The following is a 20,220-nucleotide window of genomic DNA, read 5'->3' as shown; positions in this document are numbered from 1 at the left end:
TTCACCTTCGATGGCGGTAGCCTTTTGGTCGCCCGGCTTCGGCGAGCATTCACCCTGCGCAGCGTCCAGCACGCGACATTTGCGCCACGGCTCCACCGCAAATTGTACGGGTCACGCAGGATGTGCTTTCCCGAGTAGCGGTGTCCCACGCGACCACCGCCGGCGTGAACTATCATTTCTGAGTCCGGGGATCGAAGCCCCGACCTCGCCCCGCAAGCGGGGCGAGGTGACGTCAACTCAGGTGCCCTCGAATTTGAACGAGACGCTCAGCTTGGCGCGGAAGGCTTCCACTTTGCCCTTGGCGTCCAGCTGCATATCGAGTTTGACGACCTCGGCAACGCGGAGATCCCGTAGAGACTTGCCGGCCTGCTCGACCGCGTTGGCAGCGGCCTTCTCCCAGGAATCGCTGCTGGTGCCGACCAGCTCGATGACCTTGTAGACGCTCTCGGCCATGTTCGTCCTCCCGTTCATGATGAAGCAGGAAGCAGGTGCTCCCTGCTGCGCGAGCCTAACATCACGATAGTGGCGCTGGAAGGATTGCGATCTGCGGTTTGTGGCGCAGGATAAATCGCTGCCTCGGGGCCCGGATGGCGCGAAGCGCGATCCGGGCGCTACTGTGCATGGGGTTGTTTTCGACATTTTATTGTTCCGTCACGGAAGCAAGGCTCCGCGACTGAACCGAGCCCCTACTCGATCACCCGTCCGAACTTGTTCGACTTCGGGAAGCCCTTTGGCGGCAGGCGGCCGGCGTCGGCGCGGGTGCCCTGCCACTCGGCGAGCTCCTTCATGGTCGCGCTGAACTCGCGGCCGGCGGAGTCCTTCCAGGTCAGACCCGCCTTGGCGTCAAACACGGCGACGTCGGACAGGCCACCGTCCTTGTACTTCTGCAAGCGCACGCCGCGGCCGCGCGCCATCTCCGGCACCTGGTCGAGCGGGAAGATCAGCATCTTGCGATTGTCGCCGATGACCGCGACGGTGTCGCCGAGCACTTCGGTCACCGTGCGCGCCTCGTTCGGCATCTCGACGTTGAGGACCTGCTTGCCCTTCTTGGTGGTGCCGACGCAGTCGTCCTCATTAACCAGGAAGCCCTGGCCCTCGGTGCTGGCGACCAGGAATTTTCGGCCGCCCTTGTTGACGAACAGAGCAACCGGCGCGGCCTCCTGCTCCATGTCGATGAACAGGCGGATCGGCTCGCCATGGCCGCGGCCGCCTGGAAGCTTTGCGACGTCGAGCGTGTAGAATTTGCCGTTGGTCGCAAACATCAGGAGCTTCGACGTGGTCTCGGCGCAGAAGGCGAAGCCGAGCTTGTCATCCTGCTTGAAGGCGAGCCCCGAGAGATCCTCGACATGCCCCTTCATCGTGCGGATCCAGCCCTTGTCGGAGACGACGACGGTGACCGGCTCGCGCTCGACAAAGGCCTCTTCGATGGCCGCGAGATCGTGCTCGGGCGCGTCCGCAAAGGTGGTGCGGCGCTTGCCGAGCGGCGTCTTCGGCCCGAACATGTCGCGGACCTTGCCGACCTGCTCGCCGACCTTCTTCCACTGCTCGGCTTCCGAGGCGAGCAGGCCTTCGATACCCTTCAGCTCCTTGCGCAGATCCCTGTCTTCATTGCGGATCTCCATCTCCTCGAGCCTGCGCAGATTGCGCAAGCGCATGTTGAGGATGGCTTCCGCCTGGATCTCTGTGAGCTTGAACGCCTTGATCAGCGCCGGCTTCGGCTCGTCCTCGGTGCGGATGATCTTGATCACCTTGTCGAGGTTCAGATAGGCGACCAGATGGCCGCCTAGGACCTCCAGCCGGTGCTCGATCTGGCCCTTGCGGAAGTTGGAGCGGCGGATCAGCACATCGCGGAGATGGTCGAGCCATTCCCGCAGGCACTCCGCGAGCCCCACCACCTTGGGGATGCGGCCCTTGATCAGCACGTTCAGGTTCAGCGGAATCTTGCTTTCGAGCTCGGTGAGCCGGAACAGCGATTCCATCATCAAGGCGGGATCGACGTTCTTCGACTTCGGCTCGATGACGAGACGGACGTCTTCGGCGGATTCGTCGCGGACCTCACCGACCAGCGGCAGCTTCTTCTGGTCGAGCAATTCGGCGATCTTCTCGACCAGCCGAGACTTCTGCACCAGCCACGGAATCTCGGTGACCACGATCACCCAGGTGCCGCGTGCGCCCTCCTCCTGCTCCCATTTGGCCCGGACGCGGAACGACCCGCGGCCGGTGGTGTAGGCCTCAGCGATCGCCTGCTTGGAATCGACGATGATGCCGCCGGTCGGGAAATCCGGTCCCTTGACCCATTTCAGCAGCGACTTGGACTTTGCATCGGGCTTCTCGATCAGATGCAGCGCCGCGTCGCAAAGCTCGGCGGCGTTGTGCGGCGGGATCGAGGTTGCCATGCCGACCGCGATGCCCTGCGCACCGTTGGCGAGCAGGTTCGGGAAGCCGCCGGGCAGCACGATGGGCTCTTTCGACTGGCCATCGTAGTTGGGGCGAAACTCGACACCGTCCTCGTCGATGCCGTCGAGCAGAAGCCGCGCGACATCGGTCATGCGCGCTTCGGTGTAGCGGTAGGCGGCCGGATTATCGCCGTCGATATTGCCAAAATTGCCCTGGCCGTCGACCAGCGGATAGCGCGAGGAGAAGTCCTGGGCGAGACGCACCATCGCGTCGTAGATCGCTTGGTCGCCATGCGGGTGGAACGAGCCCATCACGTCGCCGACGATTTTCGCGGACTTCTTGAAGGCCGTGCCGGGATCGAGCCGGAGCAGGCGCATGCCATAGAGGATGCGCCGGTGCACTGGCTTCAGACCGTCGCGCGCATCCGGAAGCGCACGATGCATGATGGTGGAGAGCGCGTAGGCGAGATAGCGCTCTTCGAGCGCTTCCCGCAGCGGCACCTCGTGAATTTCAGCCGGCTCCGGCGGAATCAGTCGTTTTCCCATGGCGCCGGGTTAAACCGCCGCGGCGAATCGGGCAAGAATCGATTGGTTCCGGTGCAGAATTTACTGACCGGCCCAGCCGGCGATCACGGGCTGCGGAGTCTTGGGCTGCGCCGGAGCCGGCGCATTGGCCACGCAGCGGCGCGCAGCGTCGATCTCGGCCTCGGTAGCCCCGTGGGACCGCGCCCATGTCTCTGCCGCTGCAGCCGAATATTTCGCGACATAGTACCGGACGACGGTGCAAGACGCGCGACGAAACACGCCTGGTTGCGGCTCGCCAGCCATCGCGTCCGGCGCAAATGCGAGCAGCGCCGCCGACAGCGCAAATCCCCTGATCAACATTTAGGCTGTCCCCGTTGTGGAACCTTCCGGCCAACTCGGACAGGTACAATTGGTTCCGGGAAAGGCCATGTCATGCGGCAAGGCAGAAACCCGGTTCCTTCATGGCGCCGGGAGCGACACCCTCGCCTGTTGCCGTGCCAGGGCGTTGATGAAGCCCGCGCGCGCGTCAGAATGGCCCAGGCCGCGCGGCTCCAGCACATGGCGCAATAGAAACAGTCCCGTTAGCCGGAACCCGTCCTGGAGGTCCTGCTCGGTGAGGTCGTCGTGCGATTCGCCATGGCGCAGGAACGGCGGCAGGCGCAACAGGCGGTCGCGCCACGGCTCGCCCGCGGTGCGGGACACCGCGCCGCCGGATTTCGGCGAGACGTAGATCAGGTCCGTGGTCTCCCCGGTTACCGCGCAGTTCTCCAGCGCCAGCCCGAAGCCGAGTTCGCCCAGCATCGCCAGCTCGAAATGGATCAGGTGGACGGCCGCGCTGCCGATGTCGTCGAAATCGTCGAGCGCATGTTCCAGCAGCGCAAAGATGTCCCCGTGCGGATCGCGCTCCGGCAACAATCGCGCGACGGAGGCAAGGTGCGTCACGCCATAGACCCCGTGTGAAGACGCGAGCAGCGTGGCTGCGCGCAGCCGCAGGCCCTCGATCGCGTAGGTGCCGAGATGCTCGTCGAGCCGCGCCCGCCAGACCGCGCTCACGCTGTTGCCGGGCTGCAGCAATGGCCGCATCCGCGATCCGGCGCCGCCCCGCACCAGCCCGAGATGCCGGCCATGCTCGCGCGTCAAGAGCTCGACGATGGCGCTGCTCTCGCCATGCCGCCGCACCCCCAGCACGATGCCTTCGTCGGTCCATTCCATGGTCCGGGAGCCTACCGCATTTCGCAGCGTCGTAGGGTGGGCAAAGCGAGGCGTGCCCACCGATTTGATCGCTCAGTGCGCAGACCGTTGCGGTGGGCACGGCGCGTCAAGCCGCGCCTTTGCCCCCCTACGGCACCGCGCTCGCATTCAGGCGTTGAACCAGCCCTTCGCATCGCCGGTGAAGGACGCATAAAGCCCGAACGCGGTCACCACGCAGGACACGATCTCGATCGCGCTGTCGAGCGCGAGGCCAACCTCATTGATCCGCACGGCCAGCGACGGCACGGAGAGCGCCAGCGCGGCCGCCAGCACCCAGCGCGCCCAGTTCTTGCGCCGCTGCGCTGCGAGCCAGACCACATAGACGAACAGCACGATCATCACGGCGCTGAGCAGCGTTCCCGTCATGATCATCTGCTCGGTGCGCTCGCGCGTCGGCGTGCGGTCCTCGAACGCGACGGAGAGCGCGTCCAGCATCAGCGATGCGTAGAGCAGCACTTCGAATCGCAGGACGTTACGAGGCACGCTCATCGGAGACCGATCATTATTGCTTGTTCATTCTTTCGGAAATTCCAGACCCATCTCGCGGTAACGGTCGGGATCGTCGCCCCAGTTCTCGCGCACCTTGACGAACAGGAACAGATGCACCGGCACGCCCAGGATCTCAGCGAGCTCCCTGCGCGAGTCCGCGCCGATCGATTTTATGGTGGCGCCGCTCTTGCCGAGCACGATCTTGCGCTGGCTCTCGCGCTCGACATAGATCGTCTGCTCGATACGGACGGACTTGTCCTTGCGCTCCTCCCATTTCTCGGTCTCGACCGTGGACTGGTAGGGCAATTCCTGGTGCAGCTTCTGATAGATCTTTTCGCGGGTGATCTCGGCCGCAAGCTGCCGCATCGGCGCGTCCGACATCTGGTCCTCGGGATAGAGGAAGGGACCTGCCGGCACCATCTCCGCCAGAGCCTGCCTGATATCGTCGACGCCGTCGCCCGACAGCGCCGAGATCATGAAGGTTTTTGCGAAACGAATACGCTCGTTCGCGGCCTGCGCCAGCGCCAGCAGCTTCTCGCGCTGGACCAGATCGACCTTGTTGAGCACGAGGATCTTCTCGTGGCCGACGCCCGCGACCTTGTTGAGAATCGCATCCGCCTCCTCGTCGAGGCCGGCCTTGGCGTCGATCAGCACGCAGACGAGATCGGCGTCATGCGCCCCGCTCCAGGCCGTCGACACCATGGCGCGGTCGAGCCGGCGCTTGGGCGAGAAGATGCCGGGCGTATCGACCAGGATGATTTGTGCGTTGCTCTCGATGACGATGCCGCGGATCAGCGCGCGCGTCGTCTGCACCTTGCGCGAGACGATCGTGACCTTCGCCCCGACCAGTGCATTGACCAGCGTGGACTTGCCGACATTGGGAGCGCCGATCAGCGCCACGAAGCCGCAGCGCGTCGCGGCGGGCGTGCCGCCACTGGTCTCAGCCGTCATTGCCGCCGCCAACGCCTTCGCGTTCGATCATGACTGACGCCGCGACCTTCTCCGCCGCACGCTTGCTGCCGCCGACGCCTTCCGCCGAGGCAAGCCCCGGCAGGTCGACGGCAACACGGAATTGCGGGTCGTGATGCGGACCGGTGCGCTCCACCTCGCGATAGACCGGCGTCGGCAGGCCCTTCCCCTGCGCCCATTCCTGCAGCACGGTCTTGGGATCGCGCAGCGGCCGCCGTGGCTTGTGCATGCGCTCCGTCCAGTTGCGCTTGACGAACTCGGCCGCGGCCGCGTGACCGCCGTCGAGATAGATGGCGCCGATCACGGCTTCGCAGATGTCGCCGAGCACCGATTTGCGCAGGCGCGCGTCGGCGCTCGCACCGACCGAGCCGAGCTTGATGTCGTCGAGCAGGCCGAGCGATTTCGCAACGTCCGCGCAGCTTTCCTTGCGCACGAGCTCGGCAAGCCGCTTCGACAATTCGCCCTCGTCCGCGTTCGGGAAGGCGACGTAGAGCATGTCTGATACCACGAGCCCGAGCACGTGATCACCGAGGAATTCCAGCCGCTGATAGCTGTCGCCGCGCTTGCGCCCGGACTTCAGCGCCGAGACATGCGTGATCGCCTGGGTCAGCAGATTCGGATCGGCGAAGGCGTGCCCGATGCGCGCCTCGACCGCCGCAGTCGCGCCCTTGGCCTTAGCCGCGCCCTTGGGCCGCTTCTTCTTCGCAGGAGCCTTGTTCGCAGGAGCCTTGGCAGCGGCCTCGACTTCATGGCCCGCTTCGGCAGCGATCGTCTGGGTCACAATGTCCTTGGCTTCATCTTTCATCGGACGATTTTGAACAGCCGGGCCCAGCGCACCGCCACCGGCCAGCGCCAGAACATCCAGGCGTGTTCACCCTCAGCGATGGAGAAAAAGATCATCTGGGCGCGGCCGATGAGGTTTTCCGACGGCACATAGCCGACCGCCGATTGCACGCGGCTGTCGGTGGAATTGTCGCGGTTGTCGCCCATCATGAAGAAGTGACCGGCCGGCACAGTGTAGACGTTGGTATTGTCGTAGAAGCCGTTGTCCACGCAATCGAGCGTTTCATAGGACACGCCGTTCGGCAGCGTCTCCTTCCAGCGCTTCACCCGCGCCATCGCATCCGAGCCGCAGGGGTCTTCACCGATGAAGTCGCTCAGGCGCTCGCGCTGCACCGCGACGTCATTGATGTAGAGCAGCCCTTCTCGCATCTGGATGCGGTCGCCGGGCAGTCCGATCACGCGCTTGATGTAGTCGGTGGTGTCGTCCTTGGGCAGACGGAAGACCACGATGTCGCCGCGGTTCGGATCCGAGCCCCAGATGCGACCGGAGAACAGCGGCGGCGAGAACGGGATCGAGTAGTGGCTGTAGCCGTAGGAATATTTCGAGACGAACAGATAGTCGCCGACGAGCAGCGTCGCCTTCATCGAGCCGGAGGGGATGTTGAACGGCTGGAACAGGAACGTGCGGATCACCAGCGCGATCAGGAGAGCATGGATCACGACCCGGATGGTTTCGCCGATGCCGCTCTCAGATTTGGTTCCCGAAGTCACGCTCATTGCTTTCCCAGTTCCGGCCGGCGATAGCAGAATGCCCTCTGCCCGCGCTCAGCCCCGTCGCTTCGCGGCGCAAGAGATTGTCCTGATTCTGATAGTGAGGGCCAATTCCGGCGTAAAGCCGAATTCGCCCATAAAGACCCGACGCCGCGGACTTTTAGACGGTTGTCGGCGGGCACGCAATCAAGCGCTTCATCAAAATTGTATAAGCAATTGATGTATAACAGATATTTTAATTGCGCCTGGTTTCGCTCAAGCCTTTGCCAGCGGGACGGCAGAAATGATGACAAAGGCCTGCGCCAGCGGCCAATCATCGGTGATGGACAGGTCGATCCGCGCTTCAAAACCGTCTGGGGTCAGCGCCTGTAGCCGGGCCAGCGCCCCGCCGGTCAATTGCATGGTCGGCCGGCCGCCCGGCAGGTTGACCACGCCCATATCCCGCCACCAGACCCCGCGCCGGATGCCGGTGCCGAGCGCCTTGGAGCAGGCCTCCTTGGCGGCGAAGCGCTTGGCGTAGGTCGCCACCACCATCTTCTCGTTCTTGGCGCGCCGCTCGGCCTTGGCCCGCTCGGCCGGGGTGAAGATGCGGTCGAGGAAGCGTTCGCCATGGCGCTCGATCACCTTGGCGACGCGCGTGATGTCGATCAGGTCGGAGCCGATGCCGATGATCATGCCCGGCTCCGGCCGCGATCCATGGCAGCGCGCATGCTGCGGACGGTCTCGGCGAGCCCGACGAACAGCGCCTCGCCGATCATGTAGTAGCCGATGTTCAACTCCATGATCTCCGGTAAGGCCGAGATTTTCTCTGCCGTCGCATAGTCGAGCCCGTGACCGGCATGAACCTCCAGCCCCGCTGCGCGTGCGAGCTTTGCACCCGCCACGATGCGCTGCCATTCGGCCTCGGCCTTCTCAGTGTGCCCGTCGACGACGGCGTCGCACCAGGCGCCGGTGTGGATCTCGATCACCGGCGCGCGCAGCCGCGCCGCCATCTCGATCTGCGCAGGGTCGGCGGCGATGAACAGCGACACCCGGATGCCGGCATCGTTCAGCCGCGCGATGAAGGGGGCGAGCGCGTTGTGCTGGCCGACGACGTCGAGCCCGCCTTCGGTCGTGACCTCCTGCCGGCGCTCGGGCACCAGGCACACCGCATGCGGCCTGGTGGCAAGCGAGATCCGCATCATGTCATCGGTCGCCGCCATCTCGAAATTCAGCGGCTTGGAAATCTCGGCCTTCAGCCGCGCCATGTCCTCGTCGCGGATGTGCCGGCGGTCTTCGCGCAGATGCGCGGTGATGCCGTCGGCGCCCGCCTCGATCGCGATCAGCGCCGCGCGTACAGGATCGGGATTGCGCCCGCCCCGCGCGTTACGAAGGGTCGCGACATGATCGACATTGACGCCGAGGCGGAGCGGAGTTGCGGGCATGATCGGGACTCACGAATTCCGGGGACAGGCGAGGTGCGAGCGCGCCTATCCATTAACACGTTCGACGCGGGCGACGACCGCCTTCGCACGCAACTGGGCTATGATCGCGCTCAGGTGCTTCAGGTCGTAGACCTCGAGATCGATCGTGGTCTCGGTGAAGTCGGGCGAGCGGCGCTGCATGCTGATATTGTCGATGTTGCCGTCGTGCTCGGCGATGACGGTCGCGATCTGCGCCAGCGCGCCGGGCTCGTTGACGTTTTCGACCCTGATGCGCGCAGGGAAGCGCTGCGGGGCGGTGTCCTCGATGTCCCAGCGCACGTCGAGCCAGCGCTCCGGCTCCTCCTCAAAATCCTTCAGGGCCGGCGACTGGATCGGATAGATGGTGATCCCCTCGCCCGGCGTGACGATGCCGACGATGCGATCACCGGGCACGGCGCCGCCGTTCGGCGCGAACTTCACCGGCAGGTCGGAATTGATGCCGCGGATCGGGATTGCCGGCGGGCCCTTCGGGGGCTCCGGGATCACCTTCTCCTTGATCTTTGCCGCCAGGCCCTTCTTCACGCCGTAGCGCGCGACACGCTCCTCCCTGTAGTCGGGATACATGGCGCGTGCGACATCGGAGGCCTTGATCTCACCGCGCCCGACCGCCGCCATGACGTCCTCGATCGAGGTGCGCGCGAGCCTCGGCAGCGCGCCCTTCAGCTTGTCGTCGGCGTAATCGATCTTGGCACGCTCGAACAGGCGCTCGACAATGCGCCGTCCGAGGCCTGCATATTGGTCGCGCACGGCGGTGCGCGTGGCACGGCGGATCGCGGCGCGCGCCTTGCCGGTGACCGCGAGCGATTCCCAGGCCGATGGCGGCGCCGACTGCGCCTCGGAGGTCAAGACCTCGACCTCGTCGCCGTTCTGGAGCTCCGACGACAGCGGCGCGAACTTGCCGTTGATCTTGCAGCCGACCGCGCTGTTGCCGACGTCGGTGTGCACGGCATAGGCGAAGTCGATCACATTGGCATGGCGCGGCAGCGCGATCAGCTTGCCCTTCGGGGTGAAGCAGAACACCTGGTCGTGGAACAGCTCGAGTTTGGTGTGCTCGAGGAATTCCTCGGGGTTTGCGCTCTCCGAGAGGATCCCGATCGTGTGGCGCAGCCAGGCAAACGCGTTGGATTCGCGCTTGAGGAATTCAGTCGGCGAGCCCACGCCTTCCTTGTAGAAGACGTGCGCGGCGATGCCGCGTTCGGCGATCTGGTCCATCGCCTCGGTGCGGATCTGCAGCTCGACGCGCTGGTTGCCGGGGCCGATCACCGTGGTGTGGATCGAGCGATAGTCGTTCTGCTTCGGCGTCGAGATGTAGTCCTTGAAGCGCCCGGGCACGACCGGCCAGGTGGTGTGGACGATGCCCATCGCACGGTAGCAGGCCTCGACGTCATTCACGACAACGCGGAACCCGAAGATGTCGGACAGCTGCTCGAAGCCGACCGACTTGCGCTCCATCTTGGTCCAGATCGAGAACGGTTTCTTGCGCCGGCCGTATACCCGCGCTCCAAGCCCCTTGTGGCGCAAATTGTTGGAGAGCTGGTCCTCGATCTCGCCGATCAAATTGCGGTTGCGCTCGGCCAGCGCATCGAGGCGCTGCATCACCACCGCATAGGCCTCAGGATCGAGGGTGCGGAAGGAGAGATCCTCGAGCTCCTCGCGCATCTCCTGCATGCCCATGCGCCCCGCCAGCGGCGCGTAGATGTCGAGGGTCTCCTCAGCGATGCGGCGGCGCGATTCCGTCGGCACGAATTCCAGCGTGCGCATGTTGTGCAGGCGGTCGGCGAGCTTGACCAGAAGCACGCGGACGTCGTCGGCGATCGCCAGCAAGAGCTTGCGCAGGTTCTCGGCCTGCTTGGCCTCCCGCGACACCAGCTCGAGCCGTTTCAGCTTGGTCAGGCCCTCGACCAGCGCGCCGATCTCGGGGCCAAAGATCTGGTCGATCTCGGCGCGAGTCGCTTCCGTGTCCTCGATCGTGTCGTGGAGCAGCGCCGCGACGATGGTCGCGTCGTCCAGCTTCAAATCGGTGAGAATCGCCGCCACTTCGAGCGGGTGCGAGAAATACGGGTCGCCGGAAGCGCGGGTCTGCGAGCCATGCGCCTTCATGGCGTAGACATAGGCGCGATTCAGCAGATCTTCGTTGGTCGCGGGGTTATACGACCTGACGCGCTCGACGAGGTCATATTGACGCATCATGCGGGTGCGCGGCTTCGGTGGCCGCGCCGCAGCCGGCGCAGTAGGGGCCACGGCGACCGATTCGGTCGCGGCCTGCATCTGCGATAGTATCCGGCGTCGATCCACCATGCATTCCTGCCTTCAACCGAGCCGAAAGCCAGCCCGCCGCATCCACTCTAACGCCAACCCGGCCACCTTCCGATCAAATCGAAGACAGCTTGTCGCGTCATCCCACGACTCTATCGTAACCACAAAAAGGTCAACAAAAGCAAAGGCCCGAACGTGGGTCCGGGCCTTTTCGAAATGGGAGATCTGAGATCGCCGGTCGGGACGATTACTCGTCCTCCTCGGGCTGCTCCTCGGGCGGCGCCAGGCCTTCGAGACCCTTCAGAAGTTCCTCTTCGGTCATGCGCTCCACCGCAACCTCGGTGTCGTCGGCGTCGACGCTCGCACCAGCCGAACCGATCAGCGGCACGGTATCGGGCTCTGGCTCGTCCACCTCGACGAACTTCTGCAGGGAGTGAACCAGCTCCTCGCGGAGGTCCTCCGGCGAGATGGTCTGATCCGCAATTTCGCGCAAGGAGACAACAGGGTTCTTGTCGTTATCGCGGTCAACCGTTAGTTGTGATCCTGACGAAATCATGCGGGCACGGTGGGCAGCCAGCAGGACCAAGTCAAACCGGTTGTCGACCTTGTCGATACAATCTTCTACGGTGACGCGAGCCATGGACTATCGCTCCGCTCTGGGTGGGACCAAATATGTGGATGATGCGGGCTAGTTATAGGGGCCGGGACGATTGCGCAAGGCTATTTTGTGATTTGGCCTCGCCGGGCGGCTCTGCTAACCCCACATTGGGGTTGGAATCGAGCGTTTCCCGGGTCGGCACGGAGGGCGGACCCGGACGGGCAGGCGCTCGCCATAGCTACGCCTTTATTGCCCCGGCTTCTCTGGATTTACGGGTTCGACGGATTCTGGCAGCACTTTGAGTTGCGCGGCCTGCTGCCGCCGCGCCAACAATAAACGATTGTCACAGACACTACGCGAGCAACTGAATGTCACCTTCCCCAACCAACAAGATCGCGCTCTTCATCGATGGGGCCAATCTGTATGCCACGGCGAAAACCCTTGGTTTCGACATTGATTACAAGCGCCTCCTGAAGGAATTTCAGAGCCGCGGGACGCTTCTTCGCGCCTTCTACTACACCGCCATCATCGAGGATCAGGAGTACTCCTCGATCCGTCCCCTGATCGACTGGCTGGACTACAACGGCTACACCGTCGTCACCAAGGCGACCAAGGAGTTCATCGACGCCTCCGGCCGCCGCAAGGTCAAGGGCAACATGGACATCGAGCTTGCTGTCGACGCCATGGAACTCGCCGAGCACATCGACCAGATGGTGCTCTTCTCGGGCGACGGCGACTTCCGCTCCCTGGTCGAGGCCGTGCAGCGCCGCGGCGTCCGCGTCACCGTGGTGTCCACGATCGCCAGCCAGCCCCCCATGATCGCCGACGAGCTGCGTCGCCAGGCCGATGTCTTCACCGACCTCGTCGAGCTGCAGTCCAAGCTCGGCCGCGATCCGTCCGAACGCCCCGCCCCGCGTGATCGCAGCGAGCGCGAGCAGCGTCACCACGCCCCGCAGTTCCTGCAGCGTGCGACCACGGTGGCGCCGAGGGGTGATGACGACTTCGACGATTGAGACCGGCCGATCAAGCCGTCAGGCCTCCGCCGTCGTACCCGGCCGTGACTGTCCGCTCTGCCCGCGACTGGTCGCCTTTCGCGAGGCGAACCGTGCGCGTGAGCCGTCGTGGCACAATGCGCCGGTTGCCCCCTTCGGCGACATCAAGGCGCGCCTGCTGATCGTCGGCCTGGCTCCAGGCATGCAAGGCGCTAACCGCACCGGCCGGCCGTTCACCGGCGACTATGCCGGTGACCTGCTCTATGCGACGCTGATCGAATATGGGTTTGCCAGGGGCAACTATCAGGCGCGGCCTGACGACGGCCTGAATCTGCTCGACTGCCGGATCGCCAATGCCGTGCATTGCGTGCCGCCGCAGAACAAGCCGCTGCCGGTGGAGATCAACACCTGCCGTCAGTTTCTCGTGGCGAACCTCGAGGCAATGCCGAACCTGCGCGCGATCGTCGCACTGGGACGGATTGCGCACGACAGCGTGCTCAAGCCTCTGAAGCTGAAGGCCGCGCAGGCGCCGTTCGGGCACGGCGCGGTCCACCAGGCGGGCGCGTTCCGCCTGTACGACAGCTATCACTGCTCCCGCTACAACACGAACACCGGCGTTCTGACGCCGGACATGTTCCGCAAGGTCTTTGCCCGGGTGAAGGCCGATCTCGACTAGCTTTTCGCTGGGTTGGCCTTCAGCCAGTCCAGGACGTCGCCGGCGTTTCGGTCGGGCGGAAACACCGGATAGAACACGTGGGTGATGCAGGCGTCGTCGATGATCAGCGCGAGCCGCTTGATCAGCGTGAGCCCTGCGACCTCCATCGTCGGCAGCTTCAGCGCGCGGGTCATCTCCAGCTTTTCGTCCGAGAGCACCGGGAACGGCAGATGCAGCCGCGAGGCCATCTCGGTCTGGTACTCATTGCTCTGGGTCGACAGACCATAGACATATGCTGCGCCGGCGGCCTTGAGCTCGGCGAAAAGATCACGAAACGCGCAAGTCTGCGGCGTGCAGCCCCGTGCGCCGGGAATCATGTCCCAGTCGTCGACCAGCGCGATCTTGCCCGGCTCGCCCGTGCGCGGATAGGCGAACACCACCGTGCGCCCGCGCAGGGCCGACAGCTTCACCGACGTGTCGTCGGTCGCGAGCAGGCTGACGGGGGGAACCGTCATGCCCTTCAGATGCGCCGCGCCGCCATCGTCCGATGGCGCCGGAATCTTGCTCCAGTCGACCTCGAGCAGGTTTCGCTGAATCATGGCCTCATCCCCTCGCCCGCATCAGGCGGCCCTTCTCACGGCCCCAGTCGCGCTTTTTCTCGCTCTCGCGCTTGTCGTGCAGCTTCTTGCCCTTGGCCACAGCAAGCTGAAGCTTCGCGCGGCCCCGTTCGTTGAAATAGAGCTTGAGCGGGATCAGCGTCATGCCCTCGCGATCGACCGCACCGATCAGCTTGTTGATCTGCCTGCGATGCAGGAGCAGCTTTCGCGGCCTTTTGGGCTCGTGGTTGAAGCGATTGCCCTGGAGGTATTCGGGAATATTGGCGTTGATCAGCCAGATCTCGCCGTCCTTGGAATCGGCGTAGGATTCCGCGATCGTGCTCTTGCCGTTGCGGATCGATTTGACCTCGGTGCCGGTCAGCGCGATGCCGGCCTCGACCGTATCCTCGATCGCATAGTTGAAGCGCGCCTTACGATTTTCCGCCACGACCTTGATGGGGCGTTCGTTCTTGTCGGCCATAACGAAAAAACCTGAGCAGTATGCGCGCGCACGCTAACAGTTCGGATGAAGCGCGCGCGTCAAGACTTCTTGAGAAGATCGCGGATCTCGGTCAGCAGCTCGACCTCGCGCGACGGTTTTGGTGGAGCGGCCGGCGCGGCCTCCTCCTTGCGCTTCAGCGTATTCATGGCGCGGATCACCAGGAACAGCACGAAGGCGATGATGATGAAGTTGATCGTGAGCGTGAGGAAGTTACCCCAAGCCAGCACGGCGCCTTGCTTTTTCGCGTCAGCCAGATTGGTGGCGGTGACCGACTTCGACAAGCCGGTGAAGTAGTTGGAGAAGTCGAGGCCGCCGGTGACGGCGCCGATCAGCGGCATGATCACGTCGCCGACCAGCGATGTGACGATGGCACCGAAGGCCGCACCGATGATGACACCGACCGCGAGGTCGACGACGTTGCCCTTCATGGCGAATTCGCGGAACTCCGTAAGCATCCGCCTGCCCTTATCCTCGACAGCGCTCATGAAAGGCGTCTCCCCGGTTTGGCGTCAGTTGATCAGCCCGGCGTGGACCATGGCGCTGCGCACCGCGACTCGGGTCGGCTCCGAGACCGGCACCATCGGCAGCCGCAAATTCTCTTCCAGTTTGCCGAGCAGCGACATCGCATATTTGATCGGCGCCGGATTGCTCTCGATGAACAGGTTGTTGTGCAGCGGCATCAGCTTGTCGTGCAGCTTGAGGGCCGTGGCGTGGTCGCCCTTCTGCCAGGCGGCGTGGAACTCCGAGCACAGGCGCGGCGCGACGTTCGACGTCACGGAGATGCAGCCATGGCCGCCGTGGGCCATGTAGCCGATGATGGTCGCATCCTCGCCGGAAAGCTGGTTGAAGTCCTCGCCCATCGCGGCGCGCTGCTGTGACACCCGCACCATGCTGGCGGTGGCATCCTTGACGCCGGCGATGTTCTTCAACTCCCACAGCCGCTTCATGGTGTCGACCGACATGTCGATCACCGAGCGTGGCGGGATGTTGTAGATAATGATCGGAATTCCAATGGCATCGTTGATCGCCTTGAAGTGCTGGTAGAGCCCTTCCTGGGTCGGCTTGTTGTAGTAGGGCGTCACCACCAGCACGGCATTGGCGCCGGCCTTTTCGGCGTGCTGCGCCAGTTCAACGGCCTCGCGCGTCGAGTTCGAACCGGCCCCTGCAATCACCGGCACGCGGCCCTTGGCCTCCGCGATGCACCATTCGACGACCTTCTTGTGCTCGTCATGGCTGAGCGTCGGGCTCTCGCCGGTGGTGCCGACCGGGACCAGGCCATGGGTGCCCTCGGAAATCTGCCAATTCACCAGCGACCGGAACGCGCCCTCGTCGAGCGAGCCGTTTTTGAACGGCGTGACCAAGGCGGTGAACGACCCCCGGAATTTCGTCTTGGCTGCCATGGACTTCCTCCGTACGCGTGCTGGCCTGAAAGCAAGCTTCATTCATATCGGGTCTACCCGGCCGGTAAAAGGGCTGCCCCGGAATGACGCACCGTTTAGGCCGCGATTTTGCCGCGGTGATGGTGCAAACACGGCACCGGTAAGTGGCTGTTGGTATTTTATCCGCATATTCAATCAAATAGAGCTGTTTCACAGCGCTTGAATGATTCGGGGCGACGTAAAGCCGTGATCTCCTTTCTTCCTGCCGTATGGCGATCCGCCGGCCTGGTCGTTTGCCTGATGGCAGGGCTGTCGGTCGACTGCGCCGCCTTGGCCAAGTCCAATGAGACGATTGAGGCAGGGGCAAAGGAAACCGCGAAGCCGGCCGCCAAGGAAAGCGCTAAGGGACCGGCCAAAGGGTCGGCCAAGGACACTGGCAAGGAAACAGCCAAGGGAGGGAGCAAGGGAACAGCTCCTGCCCCATCCAAGGATGCCGGGAAGAAACCTGCCAAAGATGCCGGCAAGGAACCCGCGAAGGACAAACCAAAACCTGCGCCAGCAGCCTCTGCGTCCAAATCACGACCGACCGCCAACGCCTCGGCCCCCAAGACCGCACCCGCAGCCACCGTCAGACCTGCCGCCCCCGTTGCCAAGCCGGTCACAGCTCCCGTTCTGGCGCCCGCCACACGCCAGCACGCCACGCCGCGCAAGCCGGTGACGCCGGCCGCCGTCGCTGCGACCTCGTCGACCTCGCAGGCCGACAAGGATGCGCTCGAAAACGTCATCGAGCTCGTCGGCAAGCGCCGGCAGAGCGAGGCCACCGACATCCAGGCAACGATCTCCGATCCCGTCGCCCGCAAGCTCGCCGAATGGGTCATCCTGCGCAGCGAAGGCAACGGCGTCAGCGTCGAGCGCTACCGCAACTTCGTCACCGCCAATCCGAGCTGGCCGTCGCAGACCTTCATGCGGCGGCGACTCGAGGCCGCGTTGTGGGACGACAGGCGGGAAGAATCCGCCGCCTGGTCTTGGTTCGAAAACGAATCTCCGCTGTCGGCCAAGGGCCGCTTCGTGCTGGCGAGGGCGATGCTTGCGCGCGGCGATCGCGCCAATGCCGAACGCCTGGTGCGCGAGGCCTGGCGCAGCGACGCGATGTCGGAGGAGACCGAAAACAACGCGCTCGACCAGTTCGGCGCGCTGCTGACGGGAGGCGACCAGAAGGCGCGGATGGATTCCCTGCTCTATGGCAGCGAGCACGAGGCGGCGATGCGCGCCGCCAAACGGCTCGGCCCCGGCTATGTGGCGCTGGCAAAGGCGCGCATCGCTTCCTACAAAAAGGCGCCCAATACGCGGGCGCTGCTCGAGGCCGTGCCACGCGAGCTGCACAACGACCCGGGCTTCCTGTTCAGCAAGATCCAGCTCCTGCGCCGCGAGGAGAAATTCTCCGACGCCGCGCAGTTGATGTTGTCAGCGCCGAAGGATCCGGGCCGTCTCTACAATCTCGACGAATGGTGGATCGAGCGCCGCCTGCTTGCGCGCAAGATGATCGACACCAACGAATTCCGCAGCGCCTATCTGATCGCGCGCGACGCGGCGCTGCCCGCGCGCGACATCTACAAGACCGAGCAGGAATTCACCGCGGGCTGGATCGCGCTGCGCTTCCTCAACGATCCCGCCACCGCCAGCCAGCATTTTGCCCGTGTCGGCGTCGGCAGCGTCAACCCGACCACGTTGGCCCGCGCCGGCTACTGGCAGGGCCGCGCCGCCGAGGCCGCCGGCCGCCAGCAGGAGGCGCGCGCCGCCTATGGCCGCGCCGCCGAGCAGTCGACCAGCTATTACGGCCAGCTCGCACGCGCCAAGCTTGGCCTGCCCCAGCTCGAGCTCAACGGCACGCCGCGCAGCCGCGGCGGCGACCGGCTAGAGATCGTGCGTGCCGTGCAATTGCTGTACGAGCTCGACGAGCGCGAATACGCGATTCCGATCCTGGCCGACATGGGCGAGAACGGCGATCCCGAAGCGCTGGGCGCGCTTGGCGAGCTCACGCAGCGCTACAGCGATGCCCGCGGCATGCTGCTGCTCGGCAAGGCCGCGCTCAACCGCGGCCTGCCCTTCGACCACTACGCCTATCCGGTCAACGGCATCCCCAATTTCACGCCGATCGGCCCCGAGGTCGAGCGCAGCATCGTCTACGCGATCGCCCGGCAGGAGAGCGCGTTCAATCCGGCCGTTGTGTCACCGGCGCAGGCCTACGGGCTGATGCAGGTAACGCCGGACGCGGCGCGCTATGTCTGCAAGCGCCACGGCGCGACCTACGACCTGTCCCGGCTGAAGAACGATTCGGTTTACAACGCGACCCTCGGCTCGGCCGAACTCGGCGGACTGCTCGAGGATTACCGCGGCTCCTACATCATGACGTTTGCCGCCTATAATGCCGGGCGCGGCAGCGTGAAGAAATGGGTCGATCGCTATGGCGATCCGCGCGATCCCAAGGTCGATGCCGTGGACTGGGTCGAGCTGATCCCGTTCTCCGAGACGCGCAACTACGTGCAGCGGATCATGGAGAACCTGCAAGTCTATCGCGCCCGATTCGGTGGCGGCACAAAGCTGCAGATCGAGGCCGATTTGCACCGCGGCGCCGGCAGCGTCGAGTAGCAGGCGAGCTGTCCCGTGCGGTTGCATCTGTGCCGCAGCCCTAGAGCACGATCCGGAAAAGTGCGCAGCGGTTTTCCGAAAAGATCGTGCTCAAACAAGGAGCTAAAGCGCGATGACGATTCAACCTAAATTCATCGCGCTTTAGGAGAAGCACGATGCGATGTTCAATTTCCACCGTCGTATGCGGGGGCGCGGTTCTGGCAGCGATCATTCATGCCTCCCCCTCGCTCGCCCGGAGCCGCTCCGTCCAAGCGCGCCCCGTCGCCCAGGATCGCTTTTGTCTGCAAGGAAGAATATGGGGCTGGCCAGGCAATTGCCTGTTCGCCACGTACAGCCAGTGTGTCGCTAGCGCCTCGGGCACCGACGCATTTTGCGCGCTCAACCCGACCTACGCATTTCGCGAGTGGAAGGGCTCCAACACACCCACACACTAGCTCCTCGCGGAGTAGCTCCCGTGAACTTCGATCACCGGACCCAGGAATTCCTGCTCGCGCCGGGGATAGCCGCACGGTCGCGCTGATATGCCTGCGACCAATAGGGATTGACCAGGCACATGGCCGAAAGCCCTGCGGCCGCCGCCTTGCACTGCTCCCACGATGTATAGCTGCAATAGATCGAGCTGCCGCCTCCCCATTCCCACTTCTGCATGCAGACGGGAGAACCGGAATCGTAACGTTGAGCACTCGCCGGCGTGATGACCATCGTCATCGCAACGACGGGAAGCACCAGGTGAAGCGTTCGCATCGAATCCTCCTGGGCGATGGCCGACTGCCCACGCCGCAGTATATCCCGTTCCGCCTAGATCCCGGGCTTCCAGGGCTGCCGCACGAAAAAGTCATCGCGACATCTCGAACGCAAGCAACGGCCGCTCAAAGCAAAACCCCCGGCAGTTTCCTGCCGGGGGCTCTGTTAGATCAGATGAGCTGATCTTAGAAGTTGCGCTGAGCGCGGAGCAGCAGGGCGAGCGAGTCCTGATCCTTCAGCTCGTACACAGCTGCCGGCTTGGCGGGGGCAGTAATCGCCGGGAGCGCAATCGTGCCCGAGTACTTCTGGTCCAGACGCGAGTAGCTCAGGTCCGCCGTGAAGGCCAGGCCCTTGACCGGGGTCCACACGGTGTTGACACCGATCACACCGAAGTTGAAGTCCGGGTTGCAGGTCGCAGTGGCGGCACCAAATGCGGCGACGAAGTTTCCGCAAATCATCGCCTTGCCCGCATCGCCGTACTTCACCTGACCATAGCCACCATAGATGGCGCTCGCCCAGTTCGGGGTCCAGTTGTGGGTATAGCCACCACGGAAGCCCCAGGTCTTGACGGTATCGATGCCGGTACCGGTACCGAAGACGCCGTCAGCAAGAGCAGCGATACCTAGGCTCTGGTAGGCGCCAGGCACGCCAGTACCGCCGTACATGAAGAAGGCTTGCGGGAACAAGCTCTGGAAGTTGTAGCGAGTCGCGCCGTCCGTGTAGACCGCCTGCATGTTGATCGAGTCGCCCGCACCGGTCGGGATGTTCTTGATCGACAAAGCGCCCTGGACAGCGAAGCCCCACTTGTCGGACGGATGACCGGTCAGCTCAGTCGTACCGTACCAGGCGGGATGGAGATTATGCCCAACAACCGACAACTGGGCCAGACCCCAGGCCTGATCGACGCGGACTTGGCCGACGATGTCGGGAGCACGCGTGCCGCCCCAAGCGTTGACACCGTAGGCGCCAGTCGAGAACCCAGTGCCGAAAGCAGTAATGATAGCAGCAGGCGTCGCCCCGCCAAATGAGGTGTTAAAGAGGTTCGACTCGCCGCCTGCCGACGTCGTTTCATCCTGCAACGACACCGAAGCGGTGACGCCCTGACCGAAGTCAGCCGTGTAGGTCACCTGGTTCACACCGGTGACGTGGTTGGAACCGCCCGGAAGGGTATCGGGACCGCCAGCCGGATAGCTCTGCCACGG

The 20,220-nt window shown here is 64.2% G+C and carries 22 protein-coding genes; 4 read left to right on the top strand and 18 right to left on the bottom strand.

Annotated features, from left to right (window positions below):
* Positions 1-237: 237 nt before the first annotated feature.
* From JQ632_RS26580 to rpoZ, 12 genes are all read right to left on the bottom strand, one after another.
* Positions 238-453 carry a dodecin family protein gene (locus tag JQ632_RS26580; protein ID WP_212405601.1) on the bottom strand — a complete coding sequence of 72 codons (216 nt, stop codon included), beginning with the start codon at positions 451-453 and terminating at the stop codon, positions 238-240.
* A 233-nt stretch (positions 454-686) separates the two neighbouring features.
* Positions 687-2,942 (bottom strand): DNA topoisomerase IV subunit A, encoded by a 2,256-nt coding sequence (gene parC / locus JQ632_RS26575; protein ID WP_212405600.1) that lies wholly within the window; start codon positions 2,940-2,942, stop codon positions 687-689.
* Positions 2,943-3,002: 60 nt separating this feature from the next.
* Entirely contained in the window at positions 3,003-3,281 is a 279-nt protein-coding gene (locus JQ632_RS26570; protein WP_212405599.1) for a hypothetical protein, read from the bottom strand.
* A 99-nt stretch (positions 3,282-3,380) separates the two neighbouring features.
* Entirely contained in the window at positions 3,381-4,133 is a 753-nt protein-coding gene (gene recO, locus JQ632_RS26565) for a DNA repair protein RecO (RefSeq protein WP_212405598.1), read from the bottom strand.
* A gap of 147 nt (positions 4,134-4,280) precedes the next feature.
* Positions 4,281-4,661 (bottom strand): hypothetical protein, encoded by a 381-nt coding sequence (locus JQ632_RS26560; RefSeq protein ID WP_212405597.1) that lies wholly within the window; start codon positions 4,659-4,661, stop codon positions 4,281-4,283.
* 24 nt (positions 4,662-4,685) lie between these two features.
* A complete protein-coding gene (era, locus tag JQ632_RS26555) occupies positions 4,686-5,612 on the bottom strand; it encodes a GTPase Era (protein ID WP_212405596.1) in 927 nt (308 codons plus the stop codon).
* On the bottom strand, positions 5,602-6,435 hold the full coding sequence (gene rnc, locus JQ632_RS26550; RefSeq protein WP_212405595.1) for a ribonuclease III: 834 nt from the start codon (positions 6,433-6,435) through the stop codon (positions 5,602-5,604). Before rnc ends, era begins: the two co-directional genes overlap by 11 nt.
* Positions 6,432-7,190, bottom strand: coding sequence for a signal peptidase I (gene lepB, locus JQ632_RS26545; RefSeq protein ID WP_212405594.1), 759 nt, complete (start codon positions 7,188-7,190; stop codon positions 6,432-6,434). The genes rnc and lepB overlap by 4 nt, the downstream gene beginning before the upstream one ends.
* Positions 7,191-7,439: 249 nt before the next feature.
* On the bottom strand, positions 7,440-7,859 hold the full coding sequence (gene acpS, locus JQ632_RS26540) for a holo-ACP synthase (protein ID WP_212405593.1): 420 nt from the start codon (positions 7,857-7,859) through the stop codon (positions 7,440-7,442).
* Complete coding sequence (locus tag JQ632_RS26535) at positions 7,856-8,608, bottom strand: pyridoxine 5'-phosphate synthase (protein ID WP_212405592.1); 753 nt, start codon at positions 8,606-8,608, stop codon at positions 7,856-7,858. Before JQ632_RS26535 ends, acpS begins: the two co-directional genes overlap by 4 nt.
* A gap of 45 nt (positions 8,609-8,653) precedes the next feature.
* Positions 8,654-10,945 carry a bifunctional (p)ppGpp synthetase/guanosine-3',5'-bis(diphosphate) 3'-pyrophosphohydrolase gene (locus tag JQ632_RS26530; RefSeq protein ID WP_212405591.1) on the bottom strand — a complete coding sequence of 764 codons (2,292 nt, stop codon included), beginning with the start codon at positions 10,943-10,945 and terminating at the stop codon, positions 8,654-8,656.
* A 205-nt stretch (positions 10,946-11,150) separates the two neighbouring features.
* A complete protein-coding gene (rpoZ, locus tag JQ632_RS26525; protein ID WP_027522935.1) occupies positions 11,151-11,543 on the bottom strand; it encodes a DNA-directed RNA polymerase subunit omega in 393 nt (130 codons plus the stop codon).
* Between the two features lie 326 nt (positions 11,544-11,869).
* Between rpoZ and JQ632_RS26520 the strand changes: the two genes are divergently transcribed.
* The gene (locus JQ632_RS26520) at positions 11,870-12,514 is read left to right on the top strand and encodes an NYN domain-containing protein (protein ID WP_212405590.1); all 645 of its coding nucleotides are present in this window, start codon (positions 11,870-11,872) and stop codon (positions 12,512-12,514) included.
* The gene (locus tag JQ632_RS26515; protein ID WP_212405589.1) at positions 12,495-13,169 is read left to right on the top strand and encodes a uracil-DNA glycosylase; all 675 of its coding nucleotides are present in this window, start codon (positions 12,495-12,497) and stop codon (positions 13,167-13,169) included. The genes JQ632_RS26520 and JQ632_RS26515 overlap by 20 nt, the downstream gene beginning before the upstream one ends.
* Here JQ632_RS26515 and JQ632_RS26510 read toward each other — a convergent pair.
* From JQ632_RS26510 to dapA, 4 genes are read right to left on the bottom strand one after another with little or no spacing between them, the layout of a single operon-like run.
* On the bottom strand, positions 13,166-13,747 hold the full coding sequence (locus JQ632_RS26510; RefSeq protein WP_212405588.1) for a peroxiredoxin: 582 nt from the start codon (positions 13,745-13,747) through the stop codon (positions 13,166-13,168). The genes JQ632_RS26515 and JQ632_RS26510 overlap by 4 nt on opposite strands.
* Before the next feature lie 4 nt (positions 13,748-13,751).
* Entirely contained in the window at positions 13,752-14,225 is a 474-nt protein-coding gene (gene smpB, locus JQ632_RS26505; RefSeq protein WP_212405587.1) for an SsrA-binding protein SmpB, read from the bottom strand.
* Between the two features lie 59 nt (positions 14,226-14,284).
* The gene (gene mscL / locus JQ632_RS26500) at positions 14,285-14,701 is read right to left on the bottom strand and encodes a large conductance mechanosensitive channel protein MscL (RefSeq protein ID WP_212405649.1); all 417 of its coding nucleotides are present in this window, start codon (positions 14,699-14,701) and stop codon (positions 14,285-14,287) included.
* A gap of 54 nt (positions 14,702-14,755) precedes the next feature.
* A complete protein-coding gene (gene dapA / locus JQ632_RS26495; protein ID WP_212405586.1) occupies positions 14,756-15,646 on the bottom strand; it encodes a 4-hydroxy-tetrahydrodipicolinate synthase in 891 nt (296 codons plus the stop codon).
* Positions 15,647-15,925: 279 nt separating this feature from the next.
* Between dapA and JQ632_RS26490 the strand changes: the two genes are divergently transcribed.
* Positions 15,926-18,274, top strand: coding sequence for a lytic transglycosylase domain-containing protein (locus JQ632_RS26490; RefSeq protein ID WP_212405585.1), 2,349 nt, complete (start codon positions 15,926-15,928; stop codon positions 18,272-18,274).
* A 155-nt stretch (positions 18,275-18,429) separates the two neighbouring features.
* On the top strand, positions 18,430-18,708 hold the full coding sequence (locus tag JQ632_RS26485; RefSeq protein ID WP_212405584.1) for a DUF3551 domain-containing protein: 279 nt from the start codon (positions 18,430-18,432) through the stop codon (positions 18,706-18,708).
* Positions 18,709-18,739: 31 nt separating this feature from the next.
* Here JQ632_RS26485 and JQ632_RS26480 read toward each other — a convergent pair whose 3' ends face one another.
* Both JQ632_RS26480 and JQ632_RS26475 read right to left on the bottom strand, forming a co-directional pair.
* Positions 18,740-19,018 carry a DUF3551 domain-containing protein gene (locus tag JQ632_RS26480; RefSeq protein WP_212405583.1) on the bottom strand — a complete coding sequence of 93 codons (279 nt, stop codon included), beginning with the start codon at positions 19,016-19,018 and terminating at the stop codon, positions 18,740-18,742.
* A 185-nt stretch (positions 19,019-19,203) separates the two neighbouring features.
* Positions 19,204-20,220, bottom strand: a 1,017-nt coding sequence (locus tag JQ632_RS26475; protein WP_212405582.1) for a porin, incomplete at its 5' end; no start/stop codon positions are given.

Origin of the sequence: Bradyrhizobium liaoningense, assembly GCF_018130955.1 — a bacterium.
GTDB classification, from domain to species: domain Bacteria; phylum Pseudomonadota; class Alphaproteobacteria; order Rhizobiales; family Xanthobacteraceae; genus Bradyrhizobium; species Bradyrhizobium liaoningense_C.
This window is presented reverse-complemented; position numbering and strand designations above follow the sequence as displayed.